The following is a 25142-nucleotide window of genomic DNA, read 5'->3' on the forward strand; positions in this document are numbered from 1 at the left end:
GCCGGCGGGCCGCCGGACGGGAGGCGCGGGGTGGCGCCGGCGTGCGCCTCCCGTCGGCCGTGTGCGGTGTGCGGTGTGCCGTCGGCCGTGCGCCTGCGCCTGGGCGTCTGCGCGTCTGCGTCTGCGTCTGCGTCTGCGGGTCTGCGTCAGCGCGTCCGCGTCAGCGCGTCCGCGTCAGCGCGTCCGCGGCCGCGGCCCGCGCGGCCGGCGCGGCCGCGGACGCTGGTCGGCTGGGTCAGCTGGCGGCGGAGGCGGTCTGCACGAGACGCACCGCGCCTCCCGACGCGGCGTACCCACGACCGACCGTCAACGCCACCGGTGAGCGGCGGGGCAGCGTCACGCCGAGGAGCTCGCCGTCGTAGTCGACGTCGGGCTGCAGCAGCACCCCGCACCGGGACTTCCGGACCGCTCGCGTCCAGTGGTTGTACATCGAGCGGAGGTCGGCCGACCGGCCGGATGCGACGACGCACAGACCGGGACGTTCGGTGGAGAGGAGCGAGGCGATGCTCTGGTCGCCGTCGTCGAACCGCTCGGCGTCGTCGATGAGCAGCAGGACCGGGCCGCGCTCGAGACGGATGCCCGCCAGGAGCGCCGGGACCTCGTCCGCCCCGACGGCGATGCGGTCGAACGAGCCGGTGGCCAGCGGCGAGCGGCGGTCGCAGATCGCCCAGACCGCGGGTCGGACGCCGTCCGTGTCCCGCGCCGACTCAGCCAGGGCGAGGAGCACCGAGGACTTGCCGGAACGGGCCGGGCCGGCGACCAGGACGTGTTCGCCGTCGTACACCTCGAGGACGGCCGTTCCGAGGTCGTCCTCCGCGATGCCGACGGGCAGCTGCCACGGCTCGGTGTCGAAGCGAGCGGACACGCTGAGGTCCGCCACCGAGACGGCGCCGGGGAGCCGGCCGACCGCGCTGGCCTTCGGCGCGGTGCCGGGCCAGCGCTCGGCAACGGCACGGACGGCCTCGGTCAGCGTCCCGTCCGGCGTGCCGATGTGCGACTGCAGCTTCGTGATCGAGTCGATGAACCGACCCGGGACCGGCGGCGGGACGTCCTTCGGCCGGACCCCGATCGTGGCGTAGTCGTACGGGTCGGCGAGCCGGAACAGCCACTTCTGGGTCGTGACCTCGTCCATGGCGGACGGGACGGCCTTCGCGCGGGTCGTCGACACCGCGAAGGAGATACCGAGCGCCGGACCCTCGGCGTAGACGCGGTAGAGGGCGTCGAGGAGCTGCTGACCCTCGAAGTCCTGGTACTCGTCGCGGAGTGCGGCGAGGCCGTCCACCAGGACGACCGCCCGGCGGCCACCCGGGGCAGCGCGGCGGCGGTCGAGTTCGGTCCGGAGGTAGCGGAGCATGCGGGCCTGCAGCTCGCCGGCCCCCGCGCCGGACCCGACGTAGGCGCTGGTGTGCGGCAGGTCGGCGAGGGGGGCGAGGTCACCGGCACCCATGTCGAGCACCAGGAGGTCGAGGTCCTCGGGGCTCGTGGTCCGGGCGAGCTGCAGCGCGATGGACGCCAGTGCGGTGCTCGTCCCGCTGCCGGGGATGCCCATGAGCATGAGGTTGCCCTCGGCCCGGTCCCACCCGCTCGTGACCTGTCGCTGGTTGTCCGGGTCGTCGGCCAGGGCGACCGGGACCGTCGTGCCCGTCGTGCCTGTGGCGCCCGTCGTGCCGTCGGCCGGCGCCAACGCGTCGAGCGGGACGGAGGCGGTGAGGGCCTCCGGCCAGATCGGACGGGGCGGGGCGTAGCCGGCCTCGTCGTTCGCCGCCGAGATCGCGTCGATGAGGACGTCGAGGTCCGTCAGGTCGGAGGCCGCCGGTGCCGTGGAGGCGATCGGTGCCGGCACGCCGAAGACGTCCGTGGGACGGACGGTGACCGGCTGCTCGGCCCGGAGGTCCCGGGCACGGCCGGTGACGAGCGCGGTCTGCACTGGGGTGATGTCGTCCTGCCCGAGCTTCACGTAGGCGCGGCCGGTCTGCTGCCGTCCGATGCCGGCGGCTGACGGGACGCCGATGACGTTCATGGAGTCCTCGCGGCTCTGCACCCGCAGTGCGACGCGCATGTTCGTGTTCGCGAGGATGTCCTCGCTGACGACGCCCGCAGGACGCTGCGTCGCGAGGACCATGTGGACACCGAGCGTGCGACCGACCGCGGCGATCGCCACCAGCGAGGTGAGGACGTCCGGGAAGTCCTTCGCCAGCATCGCGAACTCGTCGACCACGAAGAGCAGCCGCGGCATCGGCTCCGCCGGCTTCGTCGCCAGGTAGGCGTCGAGGTTGTCGATGTCCGCACCCGCCGCCGCGAACACCCGCTGGCGGCGACCGAGCTCGGCCTCGAGGGCACGGATCGCGCGGTCGGCGAGCTGCTCGTCGAGGTTGCTGATCGTGCCGATCGTGTGCGGCAGACGCTCGCAGGCGGCGAACGCAGCCCCGCCCTTGAAGTCCACGAGCAGGAAGTTGAGGCGCGTCGGGTCGTTGCGGGCAGCGAGTCCGGCGACGAAGGACCGCAGGAACTCGCTCTTGCCGGAACCGGTCGTCCCGCCCACCAGGCCGTGCGGACCGTCGCGGACCAGGTCGATCTCGAGGACCCCGCCCTCGGACGAACCGATCGGGGTGGAGAAGCCGGTGCGGGCGTCCCAGGCGGCACGGATCGCGGCCGCACCGGTCGCTCCGGTGGCCGGAGCGGAGCCGGTGAGCAGGTCGGGCAGGCGCACCAGGGCCGGCAGCGACGCACCCGGCACCAGCAGCTCGGGGTCGTCGAAGTGCGCGACGTGTCGGGCGCACCGCTCGGCGTCGCCCGAGGTCAGCCCGGCGAGCACCACGTCCTCGACGCGGGTCCGGTCCGCCGGACGGTAGACGGTCGCCGCGGCGTCGGCACCGACCGTGATGATCGTGGTGCAGGCCGCAGGGAGCTGCTGCTCGTTCGTCGCGATGACGATGCCGCTCACCCGGCGCGGACGCTCCCCCGGTCGCCGGATCTGCCCCGGCGCACTCCGGCCGTGCCCGAGCAGGCTGCGGGCCGGCGCGTCACGGCCCTCGGTGAGCACCTCGGAGTCGATGAGCACCAGGAGTTCCGGCGTGGGCAGTTCGTCGATCGACTCGCGGAGACCACGGAGGACCGCGGCACCCTGGTCGCGCTGCGCCGACATCCACCGCTGACCGGTACTGCTCCCCGCCACCCGGGCGTGCGGCAGCCAGGAGGCCCAGGACCAGTCGTCCTCCCGGCCGCGGTCGCAGAACACGCCGACGGTCAGGTCGGCGGGACCGCAGTGCACGGTCGCCTGCACCAGGAGGCTGCGCGCCAGTGCGAGCGCGCCCTCGCGGTCGCCGACGATCCCGACGACGCCGGCGTCGCTGAGGTCCGCGACGACCGGGGCGGCGGTGAGCTTGCTCGACTCGATCGCCGCCTTCGCGTTGTCCTCGAGCTTGGACTGTGTGGCACGGGAGTCGAGCTCCGGCCGCCACGGTGCGTCACCCGTGCCGGCGTGCAGGCTGAGGAAGTCGACGTCGTCCGCGCGACGCTGCCAGAGCGTCGTCGCCGGCAGCAGCGCCCGGCGCACGACGGTCGCCGGGTCCGGTACGAGTTCCTGCCGCCGAGCCGCCTCGATCGCCGCGGCGGCGGTGATCTCACCGCTGAACCCGCGGACCGCCTCGAGGAAACGCTCGTCCTCTTCCTTGAGGTTCCGCGCCCGCCGGTGCTTCTGCTCGAACCACATGCCGATCGCCGTCACCGGGCTGAGGAGCGCGAAGAGGGCGAACCGGGCGTCGCCGAGCAGCAGCACCATCGCCCCCGCCAGGACCAGTGGTGCGGCGACCGTGATCCAGCTGAACTTCGACGCGGGCGGGACGTCACGCTTCGTCGGGGGCGAGACCGGCTCCACCGCCGTGTTGCGGCCGGGCCGCGGCGGTCGGTTGAAGGGAGCGGTCGCGGCCGGTGTCAGGTTCGGCAGGGAACCGGGCGCGGGCACCGGCGTCTCGTGCAGCTCGGGACGGACGAGCAGGACCGCCCCACCGACGATGACACTCGTGCCGACCGTGACGAGCACGCCGTCCTCGTCGAGCCGCTCGCCGGCCACGACGGTGCCGTTCGTGGACCCGGCGTCGCGGATGCGGACCCCGTCGTCCTCGCGCTCGATCGTGCAGTGTTCCCACGAGGCGCTCTCGGTGGGCAGGACCAGGTCCGCCTGCGGGGCGCGGCCGACCACGAGCCTCCTGGACCGCGGGACCGGGACCACCGCGCCGGTGACGAGTCCGCCGGCGAGGGTGACGGACCAACCGTCGACGAGCTGCGGGCGTTCCTCCGGTGCGCGGGCGATGCGGGAGCCCTCGAGCAGGACCAGGTCCCGCAGCGGGGTGTCGACACTCGTCCGGTGCCCGTCGACGGCGAGCGTCGTCCCCGGCTCGAGCGCCAGGCCCGTCGCCGACTCCACCAGTTCGCCGAGGCAGCTGGTGCTCGCCCAGCCGTCGACCTCCACCGCGTCACGCCGGTCGTCGAGCTCGATCAACAGCCGCATGCGCGCGCTCCTCCTGGTCCGTCGGGTGGTGGGGGTGCCGTGGACGCGGTCAGCGTGCCGTCGAGTCCTGGAACCACACGAGCGCCGAAGTGGGCTCGGTGGTGGTCGGGCGGAGCCCCAGCGTCTGCGACGACGCTGCGAGCACGGTTGCGTCGGTGCGGAGTGCCTGCTGCTGCCGGAAGTCGAGCGCCGGTCCGGCGATGCCGTCACCGGCGTCGAGTCGCAGCGCCGACAGCGAGTCCGCCACGGCGGACGGCTCGTCGCTGCGCGCGGCGCCGACGGCCCGGACGAGCGCGACGACGGCATCGTGGCTGCGGGAGTCGGCGGCCCACGCGACCGCGGAGAACGGCTGGTCGGCGGTCAGGTTCTGCGCGTCGGCGTCGTCGGCGAGCACCCGGACACCGCCGAGGAAGGCGGACATCGCCCGTCCCTGGGCGTCGGAGGTGAGGGCACGGGCGTCGTCGGTCGCGACGCCCGCCGAGACGAAGGTGCCGGAGAGGCTGCCGTCGGCTGCGGCCAGGGCGGTCCCGAAGGCCGGGCTGGTCGCCTGCGGGGTCAGCACGACCGGGACGGTCACGTCGGCGGACTGCAACGCGGCGACGAACGCACCCTGACGTGCAGCAGACCCGCTGACCACGACGGCGTCGGAGTCCGGCTCGGCCGGCGCACCGTCGGTCGGGGCAGCGGTCGCGTCGGCCGACGGGTCCGTCGAAGTCGACGTGGCGCCGGTCCGCTCGGCCACGGTCGTCGCGAGCGCGCTGTCGTCGGCTGCCGTGTCGGCGGTCACCACGTGGGCGAACCGGATCCCGGAGGGCGCGCCGCCACCGAGGTCGACGAGGAGGGGAGCGTCCGCCCCACGGATGGCTCGCTGCATCGCCGCACTGACCGAGCTCGGGGACGGAGCCGTGGACCAGGAGCCGTCACCGCCGCTGGCGTACGGCAGCACCACGGGGACGCCTGCCTCGGACGCGGCGTCGAGCGCGGCCGAGACGTGCGCTCCGGAGGAGGCGACGACGATGCCGGCCACGCCGGCGTCGGCGAGCTGCTGGACGGCACGCTTCGCGCCGCTCGTGCTGCCGCCGTCGTTGCGGGTCACGAGTTCGACGTCGGTCCCGCCGAGGGTGAGTCGCTTCGCGGCGACGAGGGCGCCCTGCGCGGCTTCGTCCCACTCGGACCCCTCGCCGTCGCCGAGCGTGACGACGACACCGATCTTCGTGCCGTCCGGGACGTGCGCGACGCGGATCGGTACCGGGACCGTGGCCGGCACGGCTTCGGCTGCCGGGGTGTTGCGGTCGACGACGAACACCACCACGGCCAGGACCACGGCGATGACGAGCACCGCGAGGGCGACGATGGCCAGGGGCTGTCGCGGACCGCGTGTGCCCCGCGCGTCGTCGACGGCCTGGTGCGTCATCGTGCGGCTCCGATCGTGAAGGCGTACAGCGTCGTCGAGGTCGCGCCCTTCGGCACGTCCATCCGGAACGCGGGCAACGCGGTCGCGGCGTCGAGGGAGGCGCGGAACTGCTCCTGCTGCAGCAGGATGCCCGACACGTCCTCGGCCCGGACATTGGCGTACCCGGCGGCGTTCTGCGAGGCCAGCGCGAGCTGGTAGTCGGCGGAGTCCGACTTCGCCGCGCTCGTGGCCATCGCGCCGAGGATGCCGGAGCCGTTCACCTTGCGGTCACCGAGGTCGAGCATCACGCGGTTGAGGTCACCGGTCAGCAGCGTGCTCGCGCCCTCGACGTCCCGCGTCGAGGCCGTCGTGCTGGCGTCGATGCGGGCGAGGCTCTGCTTCGTCTGGCTGTCGATCGCACCGGCGAGCGCACCGTTCTCGCGCTCGAGCTTGCCCCGCTGCTCGTCGATCGTGCCCTTGGCGCCGACCGTGACGTCCTTCGAGGTGGACCGGAGGCCCGCGATCGACTGGTCGAAGGCCTTCAGCACTGCCGCGTTGCTGCTCTCGGCCTGCTTGGAGACGTCGCGCACCTGCTGGTCGATGAGGGCGTCGATCTTCTTCGCGGTCGCATCGTTCGCCTGGGCGAAAGCGTCCTTCACCTTCTGGCCCAGCGCGTCCTGCTCGTCGCGGACCGAGTTCAGGGCCGTCGCGAGCGCATCGCCAGCCTGGTTCGCGTCACGGACCGCGGACTGCATCTGCTCGACGGACGAGGAGACGTCACCGCCGCTCGTGTTGATGCTCTGGTCCACCGCAGCCCGGGCGCTCTCGATCCCCGCGAACCGATCGCGCAACGAACGCGTCGCCGCGCCGAGCCCGCCGGTCTCGTCCTGCACGTCCGTCGCCTGGATCAGGTCGTCCCATGCGACCGAGTCGTCGGCCAGACGGGCGTCCATCGGCTTGTCGAACGGGACGGGGGTGTCGAGCGTCGCACCGTCACCCTCGTCCACGCAGGGCGTGGCCGTCAGGTAGGAGCGGAGTTCGTCGGCCTGCTGCTCGGTCAGTCCGGGTCCGGTGGGCAGTGGCGGGAGCACTCCGCCGTCACTGGTCGGCGCGACCAGCTCGCAGATGCGCTGGGCCAGCGCCGCGTTCTGCGCCTGCATCGTCCCGCTGAAGCGGGAGTCGCCGATGTTCCCGATGGCCGCACGTGCAGCTTGCGCCCGCCCGTGCAAGGCGGCGACCTTGTCGTTGAGCTCCTTGATGCCGACCCCGGCGACCCGGACTGCCTCTTCCAGGGCGTCCAACTGCTGGTTGACCGACGCGGTGCCGTCCCCGGAGCGCGCCTGCAGGGCGTCGAGCGTCTTCTGGACGTCGTCGAGCCGCGCGTCGACCGTGCCGTAGCTGTCGATCGCGGACTGCGCGAGCTCCGGCTGGAGGGTGGCGGCGAGGTCGTCGCCGGTCTGCACCAGGCCGGTGAGTGCGGCCGTGATGGTCGTCGACGAGGCGAACAGCGCGCAGGTGAGCGAGAACCGGGCGTCCTCGGCGGCGCACTTCTCGGCCGTGGGCTCGCTCGGCCCGACGGACGACGCCAGCTGCACGCTGACCTGCTGCTTGCACGCCTCGCTCGCGGCGGCGTAGCCCTCGAGCTGCGCGGAGACCCGGAGCAGGTTGCCGTAGACGCTCGCACCGCCGGCGGACTGCTCCGGCTCGGCTGCGCAGCCCTGCCCGTCGATGGCCGGAGCCGGCGCGGTGGCGGAGGTGTCGCCGAGCAGCGCATCGAGACTCGACGTGGTCTCCTGCAGCTGCTGCAGCACCGTGGACTGGGTCGCGCTGACGGTCGAGCCGAGGTCGCCCTTCAGCGAGCTGAGCTGCCCCGAGAGGGACTGCATGGTGCTGGCGAGGGCGGTGCTGCTCTCCTTCAGTCGCTCCGCCGTGCGCACGCCGAGCGTCGCGGAGGTGGTCTCGAGGTTCGACCGGACCTCGGTGATCGTGCCGCCGGCACGTGCCAGGACCTCGTTCACCTGCGAGATGAGGTCGATGGTCCGCCGCTGCAGCGCCAGCTCGGAGTCCGTGTCGGACCCGAAGGCCGCGTTCACCACGCCGGTCGAGGAGAGGTCGGTCGAGATCCCCGGCTGCGCGGCCAGGTCGAAGGAGGGTGCGGCGAAGTCGTCGACGTCCGCCACGAGGTGCAGGGTCGTGCTGGCGCCCGAGGTCGGCGGGGCGAGGAGGCGCCCCCACTGCACGACCGCGTCGCCGTCACCGTTCGCACTGACGACGCCGTCGGTCGAGGTGGCGTCGTCCGAGGTGTCGGTGACGACGCTGTTCGGTTTGGTCCCCGGCAACACCGTGGACGCCGCGATGCTGAACGGCGCACCGACGAGCGCCGGGGTCGTCCGGGAGGCCCCCGCGACGTCGTACGTCAGGTTGCGCGACCGGACGGTCAGGTTCTCGACGGTGAGGTCGATCTCGACCCGCCCGGAGTAGCCCGCCAGGTCAGCGAGGTCGGTACCGCTCTTCTTCGCGGTCGTGTACTGCGTCGTGACGCGGAGCGGCAGGTCGGCGGCGGCCTTCGCTGCGTCGTGCTCGGTGACGGCCGACGACGAGCGGTCCTTCCCGACGGAGATCGCGGTGTCGGAGATCGTGGTGATCGACCCGTCCGCCGCCAACTGCGTGTCGACCGTCTGCAGGACGCGCGAGGGCTTCTCGACCGCCCGGTCCGACGTGGTGCACCCCGCGAGCACGAGCGCGGCAGCACCCGCCATCGCGACCACGGCCAGCGCGCGGCCGTTCTTCGTTCGTACCCCTGGATGCAGCATGCGCAACGACATTGGCGATCGTCCCCCTCAAGAACCGACAAGCGTGTCGATCCTAGCCGGGCAGCCGGAAGCCGGGTTCCGTTCTCCACAGGGCCGGGAGTCCCCCGTTCGGGCCACGTGGCGGGCGACCCGCTCCACTCCCCGTTCACCGGCTGTCTCCACAGGGGCCACCCGGGCAGCCCCCGGCGCAGGGTGCTGGTGGCAGGATGTGGCCATGGACACCGAACCGCAGCTCGACGGCGACTCCGTCGCGAACGACCTCGACGACTTCGACGAGGTCGTGGAGATCGAGCACGAGTCGCTGCCCTCCGACCGGTACTTCGACCGCGAGCTCAGCTGGCTCCGCTTCAACCAGCGCGTGCTCGAGCTCGGCGAGGACCGGACGCAGCCGCTGCTCGAGCGCGCGAACTTCCTGGCGATCTTCGCGTCGAACCTCGACGAGTTCTTCATGGTGCGGGTCGCCGGGCTGAAGCGCCGCATCGACACCGGCATCGCGGTCCCCACGAACGTCGGCCGCGCACCCAGCGACGTCCTGCGCGACATCGCGATGAAGGCCCACGAGCTGCAGGAACGCCACGCCAACGCGTTCATCGGGTCGCTGAAGCCCGACCTCGACGCCGCGGGCATCCACGTGGAGCACTGGTCCGACCTCGGTGAGGACGACCGGCTCCGGATGCGCGAGTACTTCTCCGAGCAGATCTTCCCGGTGCTCATGCCCCTCGCGGTCGACCCGGCACACCCGTTCCCCTACATCTCCGGCCTGTCGCTCAACCTGGCCGTCCGGGTGCGGAACCCGAAGTCCCAGCGCCAGGAGTTCGCGCGCCTGAAGGTGCCGCAGAACTACCCGCGCTTCATCAAGCTGCCGGACGACAACTCCGGGCGGCTGCGCTTCATCCCGCTCGAGGACCTGATCGCGAACCACCTCCCGGACCTGTTCCCGGGGATGGAGGTGATCGAGCACCACGTGTTCCGGATCACCCGCAACGAGGACGTCGAGATCGAAGAGGACGAGGCCGAGAACCTCATCCAGGCGCTGGAACGGGAGCTCCTCCGTCGTCGGTTCGGTCCGCCGATCCGTCTCGAGATCACCGAGGACATGGACCCGGTGACCCTCGACCTGCTGGTGCGCGAGCTCGACATCACCGAGCAGGAGGTCTACCGTCTGCCGTCGCCGCTCGACCTCGGCGGCCTGTTCGAACTGGCGAAGCTCCCCCGCCCGGACCTGCACTACCCGCGCCACGTGCCGACGACCCCGGTGCAGTTCCAGCCGGGTGAACCGAACACGAAGCCCGACCTGTTCCGCGCGATCGCCGCCCGGGACGTCCTGGTGCACCACCCGTACGAGTCCTTCGCGACGAGCGTGCAGGCCTTCCTCGAGCAGGCCGCGGCCGACCCGAACGTCCTGGCGATCAAGCAGACGCTGTACCGCACCTCGGGCGACTCCCCCATCGTGGAGGCCCTGATCGACGCCGCCGCCGCGGGCAAGCAGGTGCTCGCGCTCGTCGAGATCAAGGCGCGGTTCGACGAGCAGAACAACATCACCTGGGCGCGCAAGCTCGAGAAGGCCGGCGTGCACGTCGTGTACGGCCTGGTGGGCTTGAAGACGCACTCGAAGCTGGTGCTCGTCATCCGGCAGGAGGGCGGGACGCTCAAGCACTACAGCCACATCGGGACGGGCAACTACAACCCGAAGACCTCGCGCATCTACGAGGACATGGGCCTGTTCACCGCCGACGACACCGTCGGCAAGGACCTGACGCGACTGTTCAACGAGCTGTCCGGGTACGCGATCGAGAAGAAGTTCAAGCGTCTCCTCGTCGCACCGCTCCACCTCCGCAAGGGCCTGGTGAAGCGCATCCAGACCGAGGCGGAGAACGCCCGCGCCGGCAAGCCCTCGGGCATCCGCATCAAGGTCAACTCGATGGTCGACGAGCAGATCATCGACGCGCTCTACCTGGCGAGCCAGGCCGGCGTGCCGGTCGACGTCTGGGTCCGTGGCATCTGCTCGCTGAAGCCAGGCCTCGAGGGCGTCAGCGAGACCATCCGGGTCCGGAGCGTGGTCGGACGCTACCTCGAGCACTCCCGCGCGTTCGCGTTCCACAACGACGGCGACCCCGCGGTGTTCATCGGCAGCGCCGACATGATGCACCGCAACCTCGACCGCCGCGTCGAGGCCCTCGTCCGGCTCACCACCCCGGCGCACATCACCGAGGTCCAGGAGATGTTCGACCTGGCGATGGCCGAGACGACGAGTTCCTGGCACCTCGAATCCGACGGCGAGTGGAGCCGCCACTCGACGGACGATGACGGCCGCCCGCTCGACGACGTGCAGAATGTCATCATGCGGACCATCTCGGCACGGAAGCGTTCCACTCGGTGAGCGGTGGGCAACCGGGCCCGGTCCTCGCGGCCGGTGCCGTTGTCTGGCGAGACCAGGACGGCGAGCCGCTCGTCCTCCTGATCCACCGGGAGCACCACAAGGACGTCTCCTTCCCCAAGGGCAAGGTGGACCCCGGCGAGAGCATCCCCGGGGCAGCCGTCCGCGAGATCGACGAAGAGACCGGGTACCGCGTGCACCTCGGCGCGCCCCTCGGTCAGGCCGAGTACGTGCTGCCGGGCGGTCGCGACAAGGTCGTGCACTACTGGTCGGCCCGGGTCTCCCGGAAGGAAGCCGAGCGTGCGGGCAAGTTCCGACCGAACGACGAGGTCGCCGCGGTCGAGTGGGTCTCCATCGACGACGCCCGCGGGCGACTGACCTACGAACGGGACGTCGCGATCCTCGACCGCTTCGCCGACCGGGCCGCCGCGCACGAGCACGACACGTTCGCGCTGATCGCCCTGCGGCACGCGAAGACCGTCCCGGGTTCGGACTGGGACGGTCCGGATGCGACCCGGCCGCTCCTCCCCCTCGGCCGCGCACAGGCGAAGGCGGCCGCCGCACCGGTGGCGGCGTTCGGCCCGAAGAAGATCGTCAGCAGCACGGCAGCACGCTGCCTGGCGACCGTCGAACCCCTGTCGGCGCGCACGAAGGTCGGCGTCTCCGACACCCCGGACATCAGCCAGGACGCCCACGAGCGCGGGACGGCCGACGTCAAGGGCGTCGTGCGGAAGCGCCTCGACAAGGCGAAGACGGCGGTGCTCTGCTCGCACGGCCCCGTCCTGCCCGACATCGTGGCGCGGATCGCCACGGACACCGCGGACGACGCGGCGCGGTTCGACCTCCGCCGTGCGGCCATGCTCTCCGTCGGCGAGTTCGCCGTGATGCACATCGCCGGACGCAAGCTCGTCGCCGTCGAGACGCACCGGAACACCGTCAGCGCCTGAGCCGGCACGGCCGGGTCCCGGCCAGCACCGCCCCGTGGGCAGCATGCCCCGATCCTGCTCCCGAGCCCGCCCCGGTGTCCGGCGACCCGCACCGGGTGAACCCCGCGTTCACCTCCCGTTCACCGGGGAGCGTCATCCCGGTCACCTCTCGTCCCTACAGTCACTCCCGGGTCAGCACCGGCCCGGGGACCACACAGCGGTCCCACTGCACTTAATTCCCGAAGGGACCCCTGTGAACATCAAGCGAATCGGCTCGGTCGCGGCAATCGCGATCGCCGGCGCCGTCGTGCTCTCCTCCTGCGCGGCGAACGAGGACGCTGGCAACGGCGGCAACTCGTCGTCGCCCGCCGCCTCCTCGGGTGTCGACTACTCGAGCCTCTCCGGCACGCTCACCGGCTCCGGCTCCTCCGCTCAGCAGACCGCTGAGGCGACCTGGGCCGCCGGCTTCCAGGGTCAGGCCTCCGGCGTCACCGTGAACTACTCGCCCGACGGCTCGGGTGCTGGCCGCGAGAACTTCATCTCGGGTGCCGCGGACTTCGCCGGCTCCGACGCCGCCCTCTCCGAGGACGAGCTCGGCGGCACCTTCAAGGGCTGCGCAGCGGACTCGAAGGCCATCGACATCCCGGTCTACATCTCCCCGATCGCCATCGCGTACAAGGTCGACGGCGTCTCGGACCTGACGCTCGACGCCAAGTCGATCGCGGGCATCTTCTCCGGCAAGATCAAGAAGTGGAACGACTCGGAGATCGCGTCGCTCAACGACGGCGTCAAGCTGCCCGACGCGGACATCACCGTCGTGCACCGCTCCGACGACTCCGGCACCACCCAGAACTTCTCCGAGTACCTGTCGGAGAACGCCGGTGACGCCTGGGGCAAGGAGCCGAGCCAGACCTTCCCGTTCCAGGTCGGTGACGCGGCAGCGAAGACCTCCGGTGTGGCCTCGGCCATGCAGGGCGCGTCGAACGCCATCACCTACATCGACGACTCCGGCGCCGGTGACCTCGACAAGGCCAAGCTCATGGTCGGCGACAAGGCCACCGAGATCTCGGCTGAGGGTGCGGCCAAGGTCGTCGCCGACTCCGACGTCGCGTCGGGTCGCGAGGACAACGACCTCGCCATCCAGATCGACCGCAAGGACACGGCAGACGGCGCCTGGCCGCTGGTGCTCGTCTCCTACGCCATCGCGTGCCAGGAGTACAAGGACAGCGCCAAGGCCGACCTCGTGAAGGCGTTCCTCGGGTACGTCGTCTCGGCGGACGCGCAGAAGGCCGCAGCGACGGAGGCCAAGTCGGCCGCCCTGTCGTCCGACCTCGCTGACAAGGCCGCCGCGGCGGTCAAGACCATCAAGTAACACCCGCAAGCGCCCGGACGCCGGTCCCACCCACCTGACCGGCGTCCGGGCTCTCGCCCGTCCTGACGCGAGCTGCCTCCCGCGCCCGTCACGGCCCCGACGCTCCACCTCTCCCCCCGAACCCCTCGCGCTCACCCCGGCGCGATCCTCCGACAGGAGCCCCATGACGACCGCACCGGTCCGAGACCAGGACACCGCCACCCCGTCGAAGCCCAAGGCCGTCGTCCGCGTCGGCGACCGGGTGTTCTCCGCCGCGTCGGTCACGGCCGGCAGCCTGATCCTCTTCGCCCTCGTCCTCGTCGCGGCGTTCCTCGTCTGGCAGAGCATCCCGGCCTTCAACGCCGAAGCCGGTTCGCTGCCGAACGACGCCTCGAACTTCTGGAGCTACGTCGGACCGCTGGTCTTCGGCACGGTCTGGTCGGCGTTCCTCGCACTGATCATGGCGGTGCCGCTGGCGATCGGGATCGCGCTCTTCATCTCGCACTACGCACCGCGCCGCCTCGCGCCGGTCCTGGGCTACGTCATCGACCTGCTCGCCGCGGTGCCGTCGGTCGTGTACGGCCTCTGGGGCATCGTCGTCCTGGCCCGCCTGGTGAAGCCGTTCTATGCGTTCCTGCACGACCACTTCGGCTGGATCCCGCTGTTCTCCGGCCCGCTGTCCGGCACCGGCCGCACGATCCTCACCGCGTCGATCGTCCTGGCGGTGATGGCCATCCCGATCATGACGGCCGTCATGCGCGAGATCTTCCTGCAGGCGCCGACCCTCAACGAGGAAGCGGCCCTGGCCCTCGGTGCGACGCGCTGGGAGATGATCCGGATGTCGGTCCTGCCGTTCGCCAAGTCCGGCATCGTGTCCGCGATCATGCTCGGCCTCGGCCGGGCGCTCGGTGAGACGATGGCGATCGCCCTGGTGCTGTCGGTGTCGACGAACATCACGTTCCAGCTCCTCACCCCGCTGAACCCGTCGACCATCGCGGCGAACATCGCGCTGCAGTTCGCCGAGGCTTCGGGAACGGCACTGAACGCGCTCATCGCGTCGGGCCTGATCCTCTTCGTCATCACCCTGGTCATCAACATGCTCGCGCGGTACATCGTCCGCAACCGAGTCTCCTGACGGGAAAGGTCGCACCCCGATGTCCCTCGCACTCCGTCAGCCCGCCGGCAACGTCTTCGCCAACGGCAAGCTCCACAAGTCCGTCCCGTGGCTGCTGCTCGTCGGCAGCTGGGTCGCACTCGGCCTGGTCTTCGCCCTGCTCAACGCAGGCGGTGCCACCAAGGACTTCAACGTCGTCGCCGCGGTGTTCCTCGGCACCGTCCTGTTCGACGTGCTCATCGTCGTCGTCTCCCGCATCGTCGAGGGTGGCCGCAAGGCGGTTGACCGCCTGATCACCTCGCTGGTCATCACCGCCTTCGTCATCGCGGTGCTGCCGCTGGTGTCGCTGCTCTGGACGGTCCTGGCCGACGGCCTCGCCCGGTTCGACGCACAGTTCTTCTCGTACTCGATGCGCGGTGTCATCTCCGAGGGCGGCGGCGCGGTGCACGCGCTGATCGGCACGCTCGAGATCACGCTCTTCGCGGCGCTCATCAGCGTCCCGATCGGGCTGCTCACCTCGATCTACCTGGTCGAGTACGGCAAGGGCGCGCTCGCCCGCGGCATCACCTTCTTCGTCGACGTGATGACGGGCATCCCCTCGATCGTCGCCGGGCTGTTCGCCTACTCGCTGTTCGCCCTGTTCCTGGGCCCGGGTGCCCGGTTCGGCCTGGTCGGCTCGGTGGCCCTGGCGGTGCTGATGATCCCGATCGTCGTGCGCTCCACCGAAGAGGTCCTGAAGATCGTGCCGATGGAGCTCCGCGAGGCCTCGTACGCGCTGGGTGTCCCGAAGTGGCTGACGATCGTCAAGGTCGTGCTGCCGACGAGCCTCGCCGGCATCACGACGGGTGTCATGCTCTCGATCGCCCGCGTCATCGGCGAGACCGCTCCGCTGCTGGTCACCGCCGGGTTCACCTCGAGCATGAACTACGACCTGTTCAAGGACCCGATGATGACGCTGCCGGTGTTCGCGTACACGCAGTACTCGCAGCAGGGCGCCAACCCGGTGCCGTTCGTCGACCGGGCCTGGACCGCGGCGCTGCTCCTGATCCTCATCGTGATGCTGCTGAACCTGCTGGCCCGCTTCATCACCCGCCTCTTCGCGCCCAAGCTCCCCCGCTAGGGAGGGCGCTGCCTCCCCCGCTGACGCGCTGCAGACCCGCAGACCCGCAGACCACCCAACCCAGAAGGAACCACGTGTCCAAGCGCATCGAGGTCGACGGCCTCAACGTCTTCTACTCGAAGTTCAAGGCGGTCGAGGGCGTCGACATGACGATCGAGCCCCGCACCGTCACCGCCTTCATCGGCCCGTCCGGCTGCGGCAAGTCGACGTTCCTCCGCACGCTCAACCGCATGCACGAGGTCATCCCCGGTGCCTACGTCGAGGGTTCCGTCAAGATCGACGGCGACGACCTGTACGCCCCGGGTGTCGACCCGGTCATCGTCCGTCGCCAGGTCGGCATGGTGTTCCAGCGTCCGAACCCGTTCCCGACGATGTCGATCAAGGACAACGTGCTGGCCGGCGTGAAGCTCAACAACAAGCGCATCTCGCGCTCGGAGGCCGAGGACGTCGTCGAGCGGTCGCTGCGGGGCGCGAACCTCTGGAACGAGGTCAAGGACCGCCTCGAGAAGCCCGGCATGGGCCTCTCCGGTGGGCAGCAGCAGCGCCTCTGCATCGCACGCGCGATCGCGGTGCAGCCGGACGTGCTGCTCATGGACGAGCCGTGCTCCGCGCTCGACCCGATCTCGACCCTCGCGATCGAGGACCTCATCGAGGAGCTGAAGAAGGAGTTCACGATCGTGATCGTGACCCACAACATGCAGCAGGCCTCGCGCGTCAGCGACAAGACGGCGTTCTTCAACATCGCCGGCACCGGCCAGCCGGGTCACCTCATCGAGTACGACGACACCGCGACGATCTTCTCGAACCCGTCCGTCAAGTCGACCGAGGACTACGTCTCGGGTCGATTCGGGTGATCAGCGTCACGACCGTCTGCTGACGGTCCAGCCGGGAGGCCCGGTGCACGTCCGCCACGGACGGCACCGGGCCTCTCCGCGTCACGCCGTACGACCGGGCCCGCCCGCCCGCCAGTGCCGACACGACGGTCCCGACACGACGGTGCAGCCACGACCGTGCCCACACGACGACGCCCCCGCGACCGTCGGTCACGGGGGCGTCGTCCTGAACCGTCAGGGGCCGGTCACGCCTCGGACGTGGGCACGGCGACCACCGGGGCGGAGGTGGGCTGCTTCGAGCCCCCGGCCGGCTCCACGGTGATGCCGATCGTGTCTCCGTTGCCCATCGTGCCGCGGAGGACCGCCGAACGGACACCGCCGTCGACGTCGTCCATCAGGCCGGCCGCGGTGATGCTGCCGCCGGACTCCTGCGAACCGATGTACCAGAGCTCGTACGTCTTGTCCTTCGGCGCCGCGTCGACGCCGTCGAGGATGACCGCGGACCGCTGGAGCTGCCCGGACCAGACGACCGTGGCCGTGCCGCCACCCTTGACCTTGGCGGTGCTCCGCTGGAAGTCCGGAGCGGCGTAGATCTGGTCGAGGCCGGAGGCCGCCTGCGTGGTCGCCGGCGCCCCACCGTCGTCCTGGAGCAGCGAGCCGCCGACGCCGAGCCCGACGCTCAGGAGGACGACGCCAGCAGCTGCGGCGACGCTGATCATCGCGGCGGGCCGCTGGAACCAGCGAGCCCGGGCGGTCGACGCAGCACGACCAGGGGCCGACTGCAGGTCGGTGACCGTCGCGGCGGGCGTGACGTCCGGGGCGGACGCGTGGCGTGCCTCCCGGACGGGCTCCTGCGTGGCGCCGGAGTCGTCCAGGGCGGGGAGCTGGGGGGTCGTCTGGATCTTCGCCATCAGCGACGTCTTGAGCGACGCGGACGGTTCGACCGGGGACACCGCGAAGGCGAGGGCCAGGGCGGTCTCGCGGAGGGAGTCGGACTCCAGGCGCAGCTCCGGGGAGTCGGCCAGTGCCCGCTCGACCGCGGCGCGCTCGTCGTCGGTCAGCGCGTTCAACGCGTGCGAGCCGGTCATCAGCTCGGGGTCGTCGTGACGGTCGGTCATGACGTCACCCCCATCTCGTCGCGGAGTCGGATCATCCCGTCGCGGAGACGGGTCTTGACGGTGCCGATCGGCACTCCGAGCTTCTCGGCCATCTCGCTGTGCGAGAACCCGCCGTAGTAGGCGAGCTGCACGGCCTGGCGCTGGAACTCGGTGAGTCGGGACAGTGCCCGGCTGACGCGTTCGTGTTCGAGTCGGATCTCGACCGACTCGGAGACGGAGTCGAAGTCCGTCTCGAAGTCGCGGATGCCGATCTTGGTGTCGCGGTCACGGGAGGACTGCGAGGCCCGGACCCGGTCGACCGCACGGCGGTGGGCCATCGTCAGGACCCAGCTGGCTGCACTGCCACGGGTCTGGTCGAAGCGGGTGGCCTGCTGCCAGACCTCGAGGAAGACCTCCTGCGCCACCTCTTCCGACTGGGCACGGTCCTTGAGGAGCCGCGTCACGAGTCCGAGGACCCGGCCGGACAGTTCGTCGTACAGGTCAGCGAAGGCAGCCTGGTCGCCGGTCGCGACCCGACTGAGCAGGTCGTCCGCCGACACCGGTTCCGGCGCGGCGGGAGTCCAACCATCCATGTCGCCTTCCACGAGAGTGAGCATTGCAGGTTTTCCTCCTTCCCGTGTGTACGGCGTCCACCGCGCGCTCTGGACAGAGCGCTCGGCGACTGCGGTCGCGGTGGTCATCAGCTGGGTCCCGTTCGGATCGGGTCGCGGCAGCGGTCGCTGCGCGGGTGGTGCCGGTACGTGTGACGAGGCCCCGGACGACCCACAGGGAATTGACCCGCGAGCGGGCCCGGGTCGTCCGGGGACCTCGTGTGAGACGTCTTGCGACTCTCACGTTGATGATTCGGCGCCGCCGCCCGGTCGGATTGGGTCGGGGCGGAAACGCGTGAGGATCGCTTCGGATCGCGGGTGGCCGGCGGCGCGCCCGGTACCGGATCTGTCCACCGAGAGTGAACACCTGGGTACGACGGAGCCGGCGTCTCGTACTATTGGTGTTGCCGGGCCGCAGCAAGCCCCGGGCTCCAATATTCGCCGCTCCGAGCGGCCTCGCGCCGAGAGGCGCTTCTGCGGCCCGGTCTTCTCATGTCCGGATGCGCTCCGGACCACGGCCGGGAGGCGCGTCAGCGATCCCGCCGTCAGCGCACCGGTGCGCGTGGCCGGGTGCGTCGGTGTCAGGCGGTCGGCGGCGGCCTGCCGGCGTCAGCTGGGCAGCGGCGGCTGCCGGCGCCAGATGGGCAGCGGCGGCCTGCCGGCGTCAGCTGGTCGGCGTCAGTCGAGGCTCTCGCGGCGCCAGAGTGCTGCCGCGGCCGACAGGTCCTCGGCCAGCTCCGCCAGGCGGAAGGCACGGGTCGTCAGCGCTGACGCACGCTCCTCCGCCGAGACGTCCGAGTCGTCCGCCACCGAGGTCGCACCGGCAGCCGTCAACCGTGCGAACGCGGCACCGCGCTCGAGCGCCACCGCGAAGTCGCCCGTGTAGAGGCCGTGCAGGATCCGGTCGGAGAGGGTCAGGATCTCCGCCGGACCCGTCGGCTCCTCAGCGCCCGCGACCGCCTGGTCGATCGTCCCGATGAGCTGGGTCCCGCGCTCGAACAGGTACGCGATCTCCTCCGGGTTCTGCCGGATCACCGTGCGGACCAGGTAGATGCGCCAGAGCGCCCCCGGCAGGGTGTGTGGCCCGACACGTGCCCAGAGCTCGGCGATCGCGTCGATGCCGTGCACGTCCGTGTAGGTGACCAGGCGCTCGACCACGGCCGGATCCGGGTCCTCGCGCACCCGGTGCAGCAACGCGTTGGCGGTGTCGTGGGCGACACGGTTCACCAGGGCCGGGTCCTCACCGCCCTGGATGGCAGCGAACTCGGCATCGGTGAACTGGACGGGGCGGTGGTGTTCGCGAGGCACCGCGACAGTGTAGGCGCTGCTCTGCCGATACCCTTGTGGGCGAGGGCCTCTAGCTCAGTTGGTAGAGCACCGGACTTTTAATCCGAGGGTCGTGGGTTCGAGCCCCACGGGGCCCACCTCTGGGGGTACCGGCTCGTCTCGCACACCGGACAGGATGCTCGTTGTGGGGGTACCCCGCCGAGGCGCCGATGTGGTGTGGTGCTGACATGCCCAGCCCCGACATGGACTCCGCACCGCACGACGACGTCTTCACCCGTACGCAGATCGTCGACGCGATGATCCGGGTGCTCCACGAACTGCCTCTGCACGAAGTCACCCCCGCCCGCGTCGCCGACGAGGCGAACGCCACCACCGCGACCCTCGACGCCTCCTTCCCCAGCTGGGACGGCCTGCTCCTGGCGACGATCGACCGGTGGAACGACCGCCGGACGACCCCGCTCACGCCGCTCGCCGCCGAACTGGGGACGATCCGGTTCCTCCGCGCGATCGTGACCGCCAACATCGAGGACCCGTCGCTGATGCGCTTCCTCACCTCGACGCTGAACATCGCCGCAGCCCCGAGGCACCCGCTCGCGCCGATGCTGCACGCCCGCTGGCGTCGGTTCCACGGCTTCGTGCAGCAAAGCCTCATGCAGGACATCGCCGCCGGTCGCGAGCCGCACACGATGGAGCCGTCCCGCGGCGCCGAGCAGCTCCTCGCCACCTACGAGGGTCTGCAGCTGCAGTCGATGGTCCGGCCGGAGATGGACCTCCTCGAGTCCTTCGACCGCGCGGTCACGCGTCTGCGCGAGGGCTGGTCCCGCGAGTACGTGCCGCCGGTGTGGGACCTCAGCCGCGCCAGCTGACCTCACCGGGGTACAAGTCGTCCCCAGCCCATCCATGGCCGGTGCTCTGTCCACATGCGTGCACCGCTCAGCGGGCTGTTGGATTCCCCTCGGTATGGTCGTTCCTGGTTCCGCTCACCGCGGGACACCAGCACTGAACGAACCACACCGAACGGGGTACATCGTGATCGAGCCCATCGACGCCACGCAGACCAGCTCCACCGGTGACGCGCGCCGCCTCGTCGAGCTCGCCGCCGCCACCGGGACGACCATGAGCGACGAGCTCCTGCTCGACGCGCTCCGCCGCGGAGCCGCGGTCAGCGTCCGCCACATCCGCAAGGACTTCACCGAGGTCGCGACGGGTACCACGGTGCTCGGGTACGTGGTCCGCCAGCGCAAGGACTTCCTCGCGCTGCGTGGCGACGACCCGGCGTGGGCGCAGGAGATCGGTCGCTACCCCAGCGAGTCGCTCGCGGTCGAGGCACTGCGGATGCGCCGGGCCTGACGGCCCGGGTGCCGCGACGGCCCCGTTCCGACGAAGAGACCGACCATGCCGACGTCAGGACCAGACGCGGCGGATCCCCCACGAGCCCGTCCAGGACTCGTCGGGCTCCAGCCACCGCAGCCCCTCGCCCGAGTTCAGCGCGTCGGCGGGTGCCGTCATCGGCTCGACGGCGACCGCCAGCCCCTTGCCGTCGCCCCGGGGGAACTCCCGCGACGTGAAGACCTGCACGTAGGGGAACGAGGCGTCCTGCCACAGTTCGACCCCGTCACCCTCCGGACCGTGCAACGTCGTTCGTCGGATCCCCTCGGCGTCGGGCGTCACGTCCGTGTACGCGGTGTCCAGGTCGGAATCCCCCGCACGGCGACCCTGTCGCAGGTCGACGTCCGTGCCCTCGACGGGCCGGGTGCCGTTCGGGATCTTCCGCTCGTCGACCGTGAAGGCCGTCGCGGCGTCGAGCCGGACGACCAGGTCCTCGGCCGGGGTGTCACCGGCGCGCAGGTACGGGTGCGAGCCGATGGCGAAGGGCGCCGGGCGACCGGAGCGGTTCGTGACGGTGTGCGTGATCCGGATGCCGTCCTCGACGAGCTCGTGGTGCACGCGGGTCTCGAGTGTGAACGGCCAGCCGTGCTGCGGGTGGATCGTGGCCTGCTGCTCGATCGACGACTCGGTCTGGTCGACGACGCGGTACGGCGCGAACCGGAGCAGCCCGTGCGAGGCATTGCCGTACTTCGGCTCCGAGATGTCCAGCTGCTGGGTCTTCCCGTCGAGCTGCCAGGCGCCACCGGCGACGCGGTTCGGCCAGGGCGCGAGCACGATGCCGTTCGCACCGGCCGGAGCCTGGTCGGCCGGGAACGGCTCGGTGAGGTCGAAGCCCGCGACCCGCAGTTCCCGGATGCCGGCCGCGACCTCGGTGACGACGGCCTCGACGACACCGTCGGGTCCGGCGTGCCGCAGGTGGTACTGACCGCCGGTGGGTGCCGCTGTGCTGGCCACTGTGCTCATGGTGTCTGCTTCCTCTCCGGTGGGCGGGGCGTGCCCGCTGGTGCGTCCGCGACGACCACGTGGACCCCGGCCGCCCGGATCGGGTCGACCGCGTCCGCGCTGACTCCCGCGGTGACGACGACGTCGACGTCCTGCAGCGTGCTCACCACGCCGATGTCGGCACGGCCGAACTTCGAGCCGTCCGCGACCACGACGGTACGCCTGCCCGCCGCCGCGAGGACCCGCTTCGCCTCGGTCTCGGGCAGGTTCACGTTGGTCAGACCGTGCTCGACGTCCAGTCCGGTCCCGCCCAGGAAGACCAGGTCCGCGGACAGCATCGGCAGCACGGTCGCGTTGAACGGCGCGACGAGCGAGTGCTGCAGGGGACGGAGCGTCCCGCCGGTGACGACGACCGTGAACCGCGGGACGGCTCGTTCGAGTGCGAGTGCGGTCGTCAGCGAGTTCGTGACGACGGTGACGTCGACCAGGTCCTCGCGGGCGACGAGTGCCTCGGCGACGGCTGCGGGGGTCGTGCCGACGTCGAGGACGATGCACTGGCCGGAGCGCACCAGATCGGCCGCCGCCCGGCCGATCGCGGCCTTGGCGGTGCTGTTCTCGACGGCGGTCTCCTCGAGCGGTCGCTCGCGCGACCCGGCCCCGAGGCGGACGGCACCGCCGTGCACCCGGCGGATCCGGGCCTCCCGGTCCAGCGTGGCCAGGTCCTGGCGGACCGTCACCTCGCTCGTTCCGACGGCGGCGGCGAGCGCTGCGGTCCGGACCATCCCGGGCGCACCGTCGAGGAGCGCGACGATGCGGTCCTGGCGCAGCAGCGCCGGCAGGACGGGAGGCTCGTCGGACGTCACCCCACGAGTTTCGTCTGCTTCCACTTGCTTTCGCAACCCTTCGTCCGCGGGTAGAGTGCTCCGGTGATCACGAAACGTGCGACGACGCTCGCGGACGGCCGCGACCTCTTCTACTTCGACGACGCCGACTCGACGCTGCCCGCTGAGCGCAGCATCGACGAGCGTGTCCTGGACCCGCGTCCGGCGACGGCCCGGATGCGCCAGGACGTCCTGACCGGCGAGTGGGTGTCGATCGCGAGTGCACGCCAGAACCGGGTGTTCCTGCCGCCCGCCGACCAGGACCCGCTGGCGCCGCAGACCGCGGCGAACCCGTCCGAGATCCCGAGCCGCTACGACGTCGCGGTGTTCGAGAACCGGTCTCCGTCCTTCGGGCCGGACCTGGTCGGTGACGACGCCCCGTCGTCACTCGACTCGCTGTCGGACGTCGGCCTCAACCGCCAGCTCCGGTCGGTCGGTCGCTGCGAGGTCGTCTGCTTCTCCCCCGAGACCAGCGGTTCGTTCGCGTCAATCTCGGAGTCCCGTGCCCGCACGGTCGTCGAGGCATGGGCAGACCGCACCGCGGCGCTGTCCTCGATGCCCGGCATCCAGCAGGTCTTCCCGTTCGAGAACCGGGGCGAGGCCATCGGCGTCACGCTGCACCACCCGCACGGGCAGATCTACGCCTACCCCTACGTCACCCCGCGCACGCAGCGGCTGCTGGCGTCGATCGAGCGCTTCGGACCCGACCTGTTCGAGCAGCACCTGGCGAACGAGCGCGGCTCCGAGCGGGTCGTCCTCGCCGGTGAGCACTTCACCGCCTTCGTGCCGTTCGCGGCGCGCTGGCCCATCGAGATCCACATGCTGCCGCACCGCCACGTCCCGGACTTCGCCGGGCTGACCGACGCCGAGAAGGACGAACTCGCGCACATGCACCTGCGACTCACCCGCGGGCTCGACGCGCTCTACGGCGACCCGACCCCGTACATCGCGGCCTGGCACCAGGCACCGGTGCACACGGGCCGCGACACCGTCCGACTGATGCTGCAGATCACGTCCCCGCGTCGATCGGCGGACAAGTTGAAGTTCCTGGCCGGCAGTGAGGCCGCGATGGGCGCCTGGATCGGGGACCTCGTCCCGGAGAAGGCAGCCGAGTTCATCCGAGGAGGGATCGAACGAGCATGACGTTCCAGCAGGTGTTCGGGTACGAGCCGGCGGTGCGGTACTCCGCCCCCGGCCGCGTCAACCTGATCGGCGAGCACACCGACTACAACGACGGGTATGTGCTGCCCTTCGCCATCGACCGGCGCACCACGTCGGACATCGCGCCGCGCGAGGACCGGGTCATCCGCGTCGCGTCGTCCTTCGATCCGGAGGGCGGCCCCGTGTCGCTGTCCCTCGACGACCTCGACCCGGCCCGCATGGACGGGTGGTCGGCGTACGTCTTCGGCATCGCGTGGGCGCTCCGCGAGCAGGCCGGCGCAGACCTGTCCGAGCGCACCGGCTTCGACGTCTTCATCGACTCGGACGTGCCGGTCGGGGCCGGTCTGTCCTCGAGTGCCGCCATCGAGTGCGGCGTCGCCCTGGCCTTCACCGACCTGTGGGAACTCGGTCTCGACCGGAAGACCCTGGCCCGCGTCGGCCAGTACTCCGAGAACCACGCCGTCGGCGCTCCGACCGGGATCATGGACCAGTCCGCCTCGCTCCTCGGCGAGCAGGACGCCGTCGTGTTCCTCGACTGCCGCACGCTGGACACCGCCGTGGTGGACCTGGCGCTCGAGGCGAACGGCCTCGAGGTCCTGGTCGTCGACACCCGCGTCGAGCACGCCCACGCGACCGGCGGCTACAAGGCCCGACGCGACTCGTGTGAGAAGGGTGCGCAGGTGCTCGGTGTGCCGGCCCTCCGCGACGTGGCGGTCGACGACCTGCCGCGCGCCCAGGAGCTGCTGGACGACGAGACGTTCCGCCGGGTGCGCCACATCGTGACCGAGGACCAGCGCGTCCTCGACACCGTCCGGACCCTGCGCGAGCAGGGACCCCGCGCGATCGGCGAGCTGCTGCTGGCGTCGCACGCGTCGATGCGCGACGACTTCGAGATCTCGGTGCCGGAACTCGACCTGGCGGTGGAGACGGCCATGGCGAACGGTGCCGTCGGCGCACGCATGACCGGCGGTGGCTTCGGTGGTGCTGCCATCGCGCTCGTCGACCGGGAGGCCCGTGACCGGATCGCCGCGGCCGTCACCGCCGCCTTCGCTGCGGCCGGGTACCACGAGCCGAACGTGTTCACCGTGCATGCGGCGCAGGGCGCGCGGCGCGACGCGTAGCGCGCGGCCGCGGCCCCAGCTGCGGCGCTTACGCACAACAGCAACCGCCTCGCACCACGGGAGTCCCTGGTGCGAGGCGGTTGCCGTTGTGCGGGTGCGGACGGCACCACGGGCCGGGCCGGTGGCGCCGTCGGCGGCGCACCCCGCACCTCCCGGCTGCCCCGGCCGCGCGCCGCACCCCGCGGCTGCGCCGCGCACGCCGAGCCTCGGCCTGGC

At 71.3% G+C, this 25142-nt stretch carries 18 protein-coding genes and 1 tRNA gene; 11 read left to right on the forward strand and 8 right to left on the reverse strand.

Annotated elements, in window-relative coordinates:
• Window positions 1–235: 235 nt before the first annotated feature.
• From E9228_RS09045 to E9228_RS09055, 3 genes are read right to left on the reverse strand one after another with little or no spacing between them, the layout of a single operon-like run.
• Window positions 236–4510 carry an FtsK/SpoIIIE domain-containing protein gene (locus E9228_RS09045; protein WP_166780269.1) on the reverse strand — a complete coding sequence of 1425 codons (4275 nt, stop codon included), beginning with the start codon at window positions 4508–4510 and terminating at the stop codon, window positions 236–238.
• Between the two features lie 49 nt (window positions 4511–4559).
• Window positions 4560–5924 (reverse strand): ABC transporter substrate-binding protein, encoded by a 1365-nt coding sequence (locus E9228_RS09050; protein WP_166780270.1) that lies wholly within the window; start codon window positions 5922–5924, stop codon window positions 4560–4562.
• Window positions 5921–8716 (reverse strand): hypothetical protein, encoded by a 2796-nt coding sequence (locus E9228_RS09055; protein WP_166780271.1) that lies wholly within the window; start codon window positions 8714–8716, stop codon window positions 5921–5923. Before E9228_RS09055 ends, E9228_RS09050 begins: the two co-directional genes overlap by 4 nt.
• Window positions 8717–8930: 214 nt before the next feature.
• Between E9228_RS09055 and E9228_RS09060 the strand changes: the two genes are divergently transcribed.
• The 6 genes from E9228_RS09060 to pstB all read left to right on the forward strand — a co-directional run bounded on the left by E9228_RS09060 (window position 8931) and on the right by pstB (window position 16458).
• On the forward strand, window positions 8931–11096 hold the full coding sequence (locus E9228_RS09060) for an RNA degradosome polyphosphate kinase (protein ID WP_166780272.1): 2166 nt from the start codon (window positions 8931–8933) through the stop codon (window positions 11094–11096).
• Window positions 11093–12040 (forward strand): NUDIX domain-containing protein, encoded by a 948-nt coding sequence (locus E9228_RS09065; protein WP_166780273.1) that lies wholly within the window; start codon window positions 11093–11095, stop codon window positions 12038–12040. Before E9228_RS09060 ends, E9228_RS09065 begins: the two co-directional genes overlap by 4 nt.
• Window positions 12041–12272: 232 nt before the next feature.
• On the forward strand, window positions 12273–13391 hold the full coding sequence (pstS, locus tag E9228_RS09070; protein WP_166780274.1) for a phosphate ABC transporter substrate-binding protein PstS: 1119 nt from the start codon (window positions 12273–12275) through the stop codon (window positions 13389–13391).
• A gap of 163 nt (window positions 13392–13554) precedes the next feature.
• Complete coding sequence (gene pstC / locus E9228_RS09075; RefSeq protein ID WP_166780275.1) at window positions 13555–14505, forward strand: phosphate ABC transporter permease subunit PstC; 951 nt, start codon at window positions 13555–13557, stop codon at window positions 14503–14505.
• 19 nt (window positions 14506–14524) lie between these two features.
• Window positions 14525–15604, forward strand: coding sequence for a phosphate ABC transporter permease PstA (gene pstA, locus E9228_RS09080; RefSeq protein ID WP_166780276.1), 1080 nt, complete (start codon window positions 14525–14527; stop codon window positions 15602–15604).
• Window positions 15605–15678: 74 nt separating this feature from the next.
• Window positions 15679–16458 carry a phosphate ABC transporter ATP-binding protein PstB gene (gene pstB, locus E9228_RS09085; RefSeq protein ID WP_166780277.1) on the forward strand — a complete coding sequence of 260 codons (780 nt, stop codon included), beginning with the start codon at window positions 15679–15681 and terminating at the stop codon, window positions 16456–16458.
• A 224-nt stretch (window positions 16459–16682) separates the two neighbouring features.
• Here pstB and E9228_RS09090 read toward each other — a convergent pair whose 3' ends face one another.
• From E9228_RS09090 to E9228_RS09100, 3 genes are all read right to left on the reverse strand, one after another.
• A complete protein-coding gene (locus E9228_RS09090) occupies window positions 16683–17555 on the reverse strand; it encodes an anti-sigma factor (RefSeq protein ID WP_166780278.1) in 873 nt (290 codons plus the stop codon).
• Window positions 17552–18151, reverse strand: coding sequence for an ECF RNA polymerase sigma factor SigK (gene sigK, locus E9228_RS09095; protein WP_166780279.1), 600 nt, complete (start codon window positions 18149–18151; stop codon window positions 17552–17554). The genes E9228_RS09090 and sigK overlap by 4 nt, the downstream gene beginning before the upstream one ends.
• 672 nt (window positions 18152–18823) lie before the next feature.
• Window positions 18824–19453, reverse strand: a complete 630-nt coding sequence (locus E9228_RS09100) for a DNA-directed RNA polymerase subunit beta (protein WP_166780280.1) — start codon at window positions 19451–19453, stop codon at window positions 18824–18826.
• 43 nt (window positions 19454–19496) lie between these two features.
• Between E9228_RS09100 and E9228_RS09105 the strand changes: the two genes are divergently transcribed.
• The 3 genes from E9228_RS09105 (at window position 19497) to E9228_RS09115 (ending at window position 20782) form a co-directional block, all read left to right on the forward strand.
• Window positions 19497–19569, forward strand: a tRNA-Lys gene (locus E9228_RS09105).
• A 90-nt stretch (window positions 19570–19659) separates the two neighbouring features.
• Window positions 19660–20298 (forward strand): TetR/AcrR family transcriptional regulator, encoded by a 639-nt coding sequence (locus E9228_RS09110; protein WP_166780281.1) that lies wholly within the window; start codon window positions 19660–19662, stop codon window positions 20296–20298.
• 163 nt (window positions 20299–20461) lie between these two features.
• Window positions 20462–20782: a hypothetical protein gene (locus tag E9228_RS09115; protein ID WP_166780282.1), complete on the forward strand. Its 321-nt coding sequence runs from the start codon at window positions 20462–20464 to the stop codon at window positions 20780–20782.
• 54 nt (window positions 20783–20836) lie between these two features.
• Here E9228_RS09115 and E9228_RS09120 read toward each other — a convergent pair whose 3' ends face one another.
• Window positions 20837–21784, reverse strand: a complete 948-nt coding sequence (locus E9228_RS09120; protein WP_166780283.1) for an aldose 1-epimerase family protein — start codon at window positions 21782–21784, stop codon at window positions 20837–20839.
• The gene (locus E9228_RS09125) at window positions 21781–22626 is read right to left on the reverse strand and encodes a DeoR/GlpR family DNA-binding transcription regulator (protein ID WP_341849849.1); all 846 of its coding nucleotides are present in this window, start codon (window positions 22624–22626) and stop codon (window positions 21781–21783) included. The genes E9228_RS09120 and E9228_RS09125 overlap by 4 nt, the downstream gene beginning before the upstream one ends.
• Before the next feature lie 63 nt (window positions 22627–22689).
• On the opposite strand from E9228_RS09125, the gene galT reads away from it, so the two are divergent.
• Together galT and galK are read left to right on the forward strand one after the other, a co-directional pair.
• Window positions 22690–23787 carry a galactose-1-phosphate uridylyltransferase gene (gene galT, locus E9228_RS09130; protein WP_166780284.1) on the forward strand — a complete coding sequence of 366 codons (1098 nt, stop codon included), beginning with the start codon at window positions 22690–22692 and terminating at the stop codon, window positions 23785–23787.
• Complete coding sequence (gene galK / locus E9228_RS09135) at window positions 23784–24926, forward strand: galactokinase (protein WP_166780285.1); 1143 nt, start codon at window positions 23784–23786, stop codon at window positions 24924–24926. Before galT ends, galK begins: the two co-directional genes overlap by 4 nt.
• Window positions 24927–25142: the final 216 nt, after the last annotated feature.

Origin of the sequence: Curtobacterium salicis, assembly GCF_011759505.1 — a bacterium.
GTDB classification, from domain to species: Bacteria; Actinomycetota; Actinomycetes; order Actinomycetales; family Microbacteriaceae; genus Curtobacterium; species Curtobacterium salicis.